Annotated in this window: 7 protein-coding genes and 1 pseudogene; 6 read left to right on the forward strand and 2 right to left on the reverse strand. The window is 66.1% G+C overall.

What is annotated here, in order from left to right:
• From B1964_RS21085 to B1964_RS30510, 3 genes and pseudogenes are all read left to right on the forward strand, one after another.
• Positions 1-260 (forward strand): annotated as a pseudogene (locus tag B1964_RS21085) (FUSC family protein); the annotation flags it as partial.
• Between the two features lie 196 nt (positions 261-456).
• Positions 457-2307 (forward strand): 2-isopropylmalate synthase, encoded by a 1851-nt coding sequence (gene leuA / locus B1964_RS21090; RefSeq protein ID WP_026920375.1) that lies wholly within the window; start codon positions 457-459, stop codon positions 2305-2307.
• A gap of 381 nt (positions 2308-2688) precedes the next feature.
• Positions 2689-2853 carry a hypothetical protein gene (locus tag B1964_RS30510; protein ID WP_165776323.1) on the forward strand — a complete coding sequence of 55 codons (165 nt, stop codon included), beginning with the start codon at positions 2689-2691 and terminating at the stop codon, positions 2851-2853.
• A gap of 32 nt (positions 2854-2885) precedes the next feature.
• On the opposite strand, the gene B1964_RS21095 is transcribed toward B1964_RS30510, so the two are convergent.
• Together B1964_RS21095 and B1964_RS21100 are read right to left on the reverse strand one after the other, a co-directional pair.
• Positions 2886-4292, reverse strand: coding sequence for an amidohydrolase family protein (locus B1964_RS21095; protein WP_079931163.1), 1407 nt, complete (start codon positions 4290-4292; stop codon positions 2886-2888).
• Between the two features lie 70 nt (positions 4293-4362).
• Entirely contained in the window at positions 4363-5526 is a 1164-nt protein-coding gene (locus tag B1964_RS21100) for a carboxylate--amine ligase (RefSeq protein WP_014358696.1), read from the reverse strand.
• Between the two features lie 254 nt (positions 5527-5780).
• Here B1964_RS21100 and B1964_RS21105 point away from each other — a divergent pair, with 254 nt between their 5' ends.
• The 3 genes from B1964_RS21105 (at position 5781) to B1964_RS21115 (ending at position 8345) form a co-directional block, all read left to right on the forward strand.
• Positions 5781-6899, forward strand: coding sequence for a DMT family transporter (locus tag B1964_RS21105; RefSeq protein WP_079931164.1), 1119 nt, complete (start codon positions 5781-5783; stop codon positions 6897-6899).
• Positions 6900-6962: 63 nt separating this feature from the next.
• The gene (locus tag B1964_RS21110) at positions 6963-7835 is read left to right on the forward strand and encodes a hypothetical protein (RefSeq protein ID WP_079931165.1); all 873 of its coding nucleotides are present in this window, start codon (positions 6963-6965) and stop codon (positions 7833-7835) included.
• A 54-nt stretch (positions 7836-7889) separates the two neighbouring features.
• Positions 7890-8345: a nuclear transport factor 2 family protein gene (locus B1964_RS21115; protein ID WP_006369495.1), complete on the forward strand. Its 456-nt coding sequence runs from the start codon at positions 7890-7892 to the stop codon at positions 8343-8345.
• The last annotated feature ends 349 nt before the right edge of the window (positions 8346-8694 follow it).

The following is an 8694-nucleotide window of genomic DNA, read 5'->3' on the forward strand; positions in this document are numbered from 1 at the left end:
CCGTCGGAGCACCGGAATCGCTGATCGCCCGCCGAGACCTGCAGTGGACCCTGCTCGAGTCGGAGATGGCCGCGACCGATGCGGCCGGCGACGAACCACCATGGGCGCGCAAGCACTGGGCCCACCACGTGGCGGTGTGTCAGGTCGGATACGAGACACTGTCATGGTGCTGGCGTGCAGATCAGAGCCGATCGCTCGACCCGACGCTCGTCGGGATGCTGACCGAGCGCCGGTTGCTCCTGGGTCCCCCGGCACCGTGAGCCCCGGCCGGGTGGCGACCGAGGGGCGAGCCACCCCGTGGTTGATCCGTCGCGACCACCAGGAGTACTGTCGAGCGCATGCAGCGCGCGCTCCTTCTCGGTTGCCGCGGCGGGGTCTGAATCGACCGGCCCTCCGTCGCGGGCCTTTTTATGCGCCGGTCATCTTCCCTCTTTGACTTTCGGAGATTGACCAATGATGGCAGCAGCAGACACCTTCACCTCGGGCGCGAGTCGTATCGTCGAGCCCACGGGACCCATTCCCGCCGATCAGCCGGTCTGGAACAAGCAGCGCAGCTCGGCGATGCCCGTGCACCGTTACCGCTCCTTCGCCGACGAGGTCGAGGCGGTATCGGTTCCCGACCGCACCTGGCCCGACAAGGTCATCGACCGCGCACCCCTGTGGTGTGCGGTGGACCTGCGCGACGGCAACCAGGCACTGATCGACCCGATGAGTCCCGCCCGCAAACGTCGCATGTTCGACCTGCTGGTCCGGATGGGATACAAGGAGATCGAGGTCGGATTCCCCTCGGCGAGCCAGACCGACTTCGACTTCGTCCGCGAGATCATCGAGGACGGCGCCATCCCCGACGACGTCACCATCCAGGTCCTCACCCAATGCCGTGACGAACTGATCGAGCGGACCTTCGAGGCGTGCCGCGGCGCCGCGAACGTGATCGTCCACTTCTACAACTCCACCTCGGTCCTGCAGCGTCGCGTGGTGTTCCGCGCCGACAAGGGCAAGATCACCGAGATCGCCACCAACGCCGCACGCCGGGTCCTCGAGGAGGAGAAGAAGTACCCCGACACCAACTGGCGCTACGAGTACTCCCCCGAGTCCTACACCGGCACCGAGCTGAGTTACGCCAAAGAGGTGTGCGACGCGGTCACCGAGATCATCGCCCCCACCCCGGACAAGCCGATGATCATCAACCTGCCGGCGACCGTGGAGATGGCCACCCCCAACGTGTATGCGGACTCGATCGAGTGGATGAGCCGCAACCTGGCTCGTCGCGACTCGATCATCCTGAGTCTGCACCCGCACAACGACCGCGGAACCGCGGTCGCCGCAGCGGAATTGGGCTATCAGGCGGGCGCCGACCGTATCGAGGGCTGCTTGTTCGGCAACGGTGAGCGCACCGGCAACGTCTGCCTGGTGACGCTGGGCATGAATATGTTCAGCCGTGGCGTCGATCCGCAGATCAGCTTCTCCGACATCGACGAGATCCGGCGCACCGTCGAATACTGCAACCAGCTCAATGTCCCCGAACGTCACCCGTACGGCGGCGACCTGGTCTACACCGCGTTCTCCGGCAGCCACCAGGACGCGATCAACAAGGGCCTCGACCAGATGAAGGTCGACGCCGATGCCGACGACTCCGACGTCGACGACATCACCTGGGCCGTACCGTATCTGCCGATCGATCCCAAGGATGTCGGACGCAGCTACGAGGCCGTCATCCGCGTGAACAGCCAGTCCGGCAAGGGCGGCGTGGCCTACATCATGAAGACCGATCACGGCATGAGCCTGCCGCGGCGCCTGCAGATCGAGTTCAGCCGGGAGATCCAGAAACTCACCGACGGTGAGGGCGGCGAAGTGTCGCCGAAGGAGATGTGGGACGTCTTCGCCGACGAATACCTGCACCCGGTGCGTCCGCTCGAGCGGATGCGCCAGCGTGTGGACGCCTCCGAGGTCGACGGCGGCGACGACACCATCACCGCAGTCGTGAAGGTCGACGGCGTCGAGAAGGAGATCAGCGGGACCGGTAACGGTCCGCTCGCGGCCTTCGTCGACGCCCTGGCGACGGTCGGATTCGACGTCCGGGTTCTCGACTACAGCGAGCACGCGATGACCGCCGGCGGCGACGCCAACGCCGCGTCGTACGTGGAGGCGCAGGTCAACGGTGAGACCGTGTGGGGTGTGGGCGTCGCCTCGTCCATCACCACCGCCTCGTTGCGCGCCGTGGTGTCCGCGGTGAACCGGGCCCATCGGGTCACCGCTCCTGCCGACGACACCGCCGACGCCGCACCGCGGACCTGGGCTCCGTAACACCGGCGCACACCCGAGCCGGAGTATTGCAGCCGGAGCATCACAGTCAGCCCGATGCGCGGGTGAACCCTGCCGCATCGTGTGAACGCACGGGCCGGACACACCTCGAGTGACCCTCGAATCGTGTCCGGCCCGTGCGGTGTCTCAGCGGAGATACTTCACGAGAGTCGCTGTGCGAGTTCAGTACTCGGCAATCGCCGAGACCGTCCCGCGCTCGATCGCGTCGACCAACTCGGCATGATCGGCCGCATTCACCGTGGAATACCGAGAAGCGAAACGGGCCGATCCGCGCCAGATCACACCCGCGGCGGACAGGTGAGTGTGGACACCTTATGCGCTGGTGAGTGGACGTGACGGCCTCGCCACGGACAATGGGAACACATGACCAACATGGAATTTCTCGCACTCGCCGCAGTGTTCGTACTCGTGGCCTGCGCCGCGGGGATCGGTGCACTCGTCGGCATCATCGCCCAGTCCGGGCCGACCGCCCCATCTGCAGGGCACTCCGACGACGCCGTCCCCGCGGACACCCTTCCCGCCCGCTGATTCACGACCGGCCGGGGGTCCCTCATCCGGGCTCACCCCTCGTCCGAGCTCACCCGCTGCCCGCGGACGTAGACCTCGGCGATCGCCGGTTCACGCAGCGCCATCAACAACGCGAACAACTCCTGTTCGCGGGCCAGATCAACGTCGTCGGACCGAATCCCGTTCGCAAGGACCACTTCCAGCGGCGGCCATCGCCACGGCTCGATGACCAGGAAGTCGGCCTCCTTGCCGACGTCGAGATTGCCGAACCGATCCTCGGCATCGAGAGCTCGCGCGCCGGCCAGCGTTCCGGTGAACAACAACTGCGCCGGATGGATCGACACACCCGCGTCTCCCGGCTCGGAGATGTGCACCTTGAACGCATCGGAGAGCACGCGGGAGATCAGCCACTCATCGCCTGCACCGCAATCACTTCCGGCCGCCACGGTCACCCCGGAACCGACAGTTCTGCGCCACGGCATCGTGCCCGATCCGAGAAACAGCTGCGAGGTCGGGCAGTGCGCGATCGACGTCCCGGTCTGCGCCATCCGATCCAGTTCGGCGTCGGTGCAGTGCACGGCGTGCGCCAGGATCGTGCGACGTCCCAACAGACTCTCTCCGCCGTGTGCCGAGCCCGGCAGGAACTTCCCGTCGTAGGTGTCGAGGTAGGTGTCAACCTCGAAAAGCTGTTTCACCGAATCGATCTCACCGGTGCCCGGCCGATTGTTCTCGTTGAGGTGGGTGTGGACATACACCCCGGTATCGGCCACCTCCGCATACAACTCACCCAGTGCCCGCAACGTCTGGGTGGTCACCGACAACGTGAACCGCGGCACGATCGCTGTGTGCAACAACGACGTTGACGGGTCGCCGGTATCGGCACCATGCCAGCGTTCGATCTGCGCGCGGGTCAGGGCGATGGCGTCGGCCTCGGAGGTGAGCAGCGGCTCGGCGGAATCCGGTCCGACCGTTTGGATTCCACGTCCACTGACCAGTCGCAGCCCCACCCGGGCGGTCTCGGTGAACAACGCGTCCTGGGCGTGGCCGAACGCCGACCCGAACACCATGGCCGCGGTTGTGCCGGTGGCGATCCGTCGTGCGGTGAAGTCACGGGCGATCCGCTGTGCGAACTTCGGGTCGGCGAGCCGGGCCTCGGCGGGAAAGATGCAGGTGCTCAACCACTCCAGTAATTGCCCACCCCCGTAGGCGTCGAGCGAATAGGTCTGCGGGAAGTGGATGTGGGCGTCGACGAATCCCGGGATCAGGTAGGCGTCACCATGGTCGACGGTGACGCCGTCGGCGTCCTCGGACAGGCCGGCGCGCGGACCGCTGTAGACGATGATGCCGGTCGCGTCGTCGATCACCAGTGCGCCGTCGGCGATGTCGACCAACGCCGCGGGGGCCTCCTGCAGCGTCGGGGCACCGGTGATGTGGATCAGATGGCCGAGATGGATGGTCACCGGAACACAAAAACACAGCGCCGCCGATTCGGCGCGCCGAGCACCGCCGGGTGTCGGATACCGCCGGACCTCAGATGACGTGCCCGTCCCACTCGTGGTCGTGCATGAAGCCCTCCGCGAGGCCGACCCGGTACTTCAGGCAGCTGCGCACGATTCCGAGGTAGGCGACGGGAAGCGCGTAACCCGGCAGCCGGTCTCCGCGCACACCGATGACGTCGTCGAATCCGCGCAGGTCCCGGAAGTACTGCCGCATGGTTCGTCCCTGCCGCGCATCCTCACGCCACCCGAAGATCGTCATGCCGACCTTGATCATGGTGTGCACGTCGTCATCGGGGACGATCAATTCGTCGTTCTCACCGAAGAACGCCTCATCGACGCGATTGTGCGGCCGGAACATCATGATCCCGCTGGTGGCACGCGGATTGCATTCGATGCAGTACAGCCCCTTTTCCGGGTGGTCGATGAAGTCGAAGCCGACCTGCCCGGTGAAATCGGTGTCGGCGAGGAACTTCTCGACCCAGTCGAAGATCGGCTGGTGCTGCGCCGAGACGAAGGACAGGCACGAGCTGCCACCGATCGCGTACTCGACGGGGTAGGTCGCGTGCGCGAAGATCTTGCCCTCCCGCACCACCGAGTACGTGCAGTAGCGATCGCCGGTCAGCCACTCCTGCGCGAGCCACGGATTGCTCGGATCGTGATCGAGCCACTCCATCCGATCGCCCGGATACACCTTGTGCACCTTCTGCGAGCCGCGCGAGTAGCACTTCTTGACCGCGAAGGGGCCGGTGAAATCGAGCTTGTCGATGTCCTCCGGACCGTCGAGCCGCGCGAACTTCAGGGTGTCGATGCCGTGCTCGACGAGCATCTCCTGGAAGTCGTACTTGTTGTGCAACCGATTCTCGAGTTCGAAATCGGACAGGAAGAGCTCGCAGTCAGGTGGGAACAGTCCCCGCATCATCGACAGGATGTCGGTCTCTTCGTGGATCGGGATCACCATGTCGACGTGTTCGTCGACGACGATCCTGGCCAGTTCACGGCAGTATTCCTGCGGCTTGAACTTGGGCGGCGGGACAAGGTGGAACGAGTCGACGGCCTTCGAGACCCGGGTCAGCGCCACCGGGATCGAGTCGACGGTGGTGACCCGATGCCCGGCCGCCGCGAGCAGGCGCGCCAGGTTCAGGCTGAGAAAGGACCGGCCGAAGGTGATCAGGATGTGCTTACCGGAGAAGGCCACGGGGCGAGTGTAGGCGTGCTCGCCCCGGCGTCTGCGACGGCTGCCGGGCCGCCGTGGTTTGTCGGACCCCTGCCGCATACTCACCTCACACCGCTACGCCGCCGATCCAGGGGACGACAGTCGGGCAAAGGGTACAAATCGATTGCATTGAGCGGGCGGAGGCGGATTACATGGAATAGCGGACCCGCGGTCATCGTTGGGATTCTCTGGATTGTTAGGTTGGCTACGTTCGGTCGGGCGGAAGGGATGCGGCGATGCTGTTCGTGATCGGCGTCATCTCGGCATCGCTGGCCGCCGTTGCCTACGGCATGTCGACGGTGCTCCGAGCGCTCGGAGCGCGCCGGGTCGCGCAAACCGAACGCGAGGACGGCGTCGTCGGCACCAACGCCGCGGGCGGCCCTTCGCTGCAGTCGACCATGTCGACGCTCGTCGACCCCTCCTTCATCCTCGGCACCGTCATGGTCATCGTCGGATTCGCCGGCGGTGCGGTCGCCGCGCGATTCCTCCCGCTGTTCCTGTCGCAGACCATCGTCTCGGCGAATCTCGTCGTGACGGCGTTGCTCGGCACGATCATGCTCAACATCGCGTTGCACACCCGCGACTGGATCGCCATCTGGCTGGTCGTGTTCTCGCTGTGCCTGCTCGGCTTCTCCTCCTCACACACCACCGGCGAGGGCCAGGCCGACACCATCCACTGGGGTCTGTTCGGGGCGACGATCCTGTTGTCGGCTCTGGCACTGCTCGGTGTGTACCGGCTCGGACGCCACGGCGCGATCGTCGGTGGCGCGATGGCCGGTCTGCTCTTCGGTGTAATCGCGATCGCCGTCCGCATCCTCGACGGCGTGCACCCGTTCGACCTGAAGGTTCTGCTGCTCGACCCGGCCGCGTGGACCATCGCTGTCGCCGGCGCCTGCGGGTTCTTCGTGCAAACCGTCGCCCTGCAGCTCGGGGCGGTCAACGGGGTGACCGCGGTGCTCGTGGTCGGCGAGACCGCGGGACCGAGTCTCGTCGGAGTGCTGTTCCTCGGCGACACCGCCAAGCCCGGCCTGGGGTGGCTGGCCGTCGTCGGCTTCATCGGCGCCGTCGTCGGTGCCGTTCTCGTCGCCTGGTACGGATCCGGTGATCCCGACCACTTCGGCGAGGCACCACCGATGAAGGGCGGATGGCGTCGCGGCCGTGAGGATTTCGACGAGGAGGACTACGGCGCAGAAGAGCTCGACGACGAGGCGCGTCTGGAGATGTCCCCGAACGAGAACGAATTCTGCGACGCCGACTTCACCCTCGTCGAAGAAGACCTCGAGGCCGACCTCGGCATACCGCGCGACGACGAACATCGCCCGGCGACCCGCAACGGGCGCGATCGGGCGCAGTGAACTCGCGGCGACATCCCGGCCTCGTCTTGACACCCGGACCGGTCAGCAGCAAACGTGTGAGGCATGTCGTCTGACCAGATCTCGCACGCGCGCCGCGCGTACGAGACGCTCGAGCCCTTTCACATCCTCGCCTACTTCAACCCCGGTCTCGGTGCCGCACAGGAGGCCACGGGCCTGAATCCGCACGCGTTCTATGTCGGTGCTCGCGGGGCACCACTCGGCGAGTGCGCGCCGGCGGTGGTCACCTCGGCCTTCTTCAACTTTGCTCCCACCTCGATCGCGAAGAGCTGGCCCAAGGCGGTGGCGTGCGGCCTCGAGCGGGTGTCGCAGGCGCGATGGACGATGCTCGACGAGCAATTGCGGACCATCCTCGGCGAACGCGCCGACGACCCGGAGATCGCTCGTCTGGCCGATGTCTTCGCCGACGCCGGGCGTACGCTGCCCTACACAGGTCGTCCGTTGGCCGCGGCGTGGGCTGAGTCGCCGGCTCCCAACGCTGCGCACCTCCGACTCTGGCACGCGGTCGCGATACTGCGAGAATGGCGCGGCGACAACCACATTGCCGCACTGGTCGTGAGTGGTCTCAACGGCATCGACGCCGCGGTCTTCCATGAGGCCACACTTCCTGATCCGACGGTGCGCCGGCGGTCGATGGGCCGCGAGATGACGCTGCTCACCCGCGGGTGGTCGGGGCAGGACTGGGAGGCGTCGGTGGATCGGCTCGTCGAACGTGGTCTGGCCGAACGCAGCGATGACGGCCATCGACTGACCGCCGCAGGTGCCGCGCTCTACGACGACGTCGAGGCCACCACCGATGCTCTCGGTGAGCAACTCTGGGCCCGACCCGAACTCGACGACGCGCTGCAGGCGATCCGGCCGTACGTCAAGGCGGTCATCGACGCCGGCGTGCTGCCGGGGACGGCCCGGAAAAGCTGATCAACTCGGCGATTCCGGGGTCGTCGGCCATGCCGGTGCGGTAGTCCTCGAAGTGTGAACGACGTCGCCGCCATCGAAGCGCTCAAGTACCGATACCTCCGTGCCCTCGACACCAAGGACTGGGACACCTTCGCCGACACGCTGACCGACGACGTCACCGGCGAGTACGGCGACTCCCTGAGCTTCACCGCTCGGGATGAACTGGTCGGTTTCATGCGGACGTCGGTGGGGCCCGGGGTGATCACCGAGCATCGCGTCTCGCATCCGGAGATCGAGGTGTCCGGCGATATCGCGCATGGGCGCTGGTACCTGTCGGATCGGGTGATCGTGCCCGACTTCGAGTTCATGCTCATCGGCGCCGCGTTCTACGACGACACCTACCGCCGCACGGCAGACGGTTGGCGGATCTGCGCGACCGGATACGACCGCACCTATGAGGCCCACGTCCCACTCGCCGCGATCCCCGGCTTCACCCTGAAGGTGGGGCCGGCAATCCGGACCGGCGAGTGAGCTCAGCGTCTCCCTGACGTAACGGTGGGCAGCGTTGTTGCCGCTGCCGATTTCGGATCACTGTGGACCGGATACTCACCGGCGAGAGGGGTCCCGAGGCCTCGACCATCGGAACGGGCGACGGCCGCTTCCTGACCGATGGTCGACCCTTCCCCCGATGGTCGAGGTGCTCGGCGCGCTAGCGCCGAGCCTCGAGACCCGGCGAGATGACAAGTATCGCAACCACATTGATCCCCAGTCGACGCGCGCGAAAATTCTTGTCCACAGATTTCTCCGGTGTGGCGATCGTCGGACCGGTTTTGTCGGTACCCCTTCGTACACTTGTTCTCATCACGTCCGATCGTGGGAG

It is taken from the genome of Gordonia sp. i37, assembly GCF_002043085.1.
In the GTDB taxonomy this organism is placed as follows: Bacteria; Actinomycetota; Actinomycetes; order Mycobacteriales; family Mycobacteriaceae; genus Gordonia; species Gordonia polyisoprenivorans.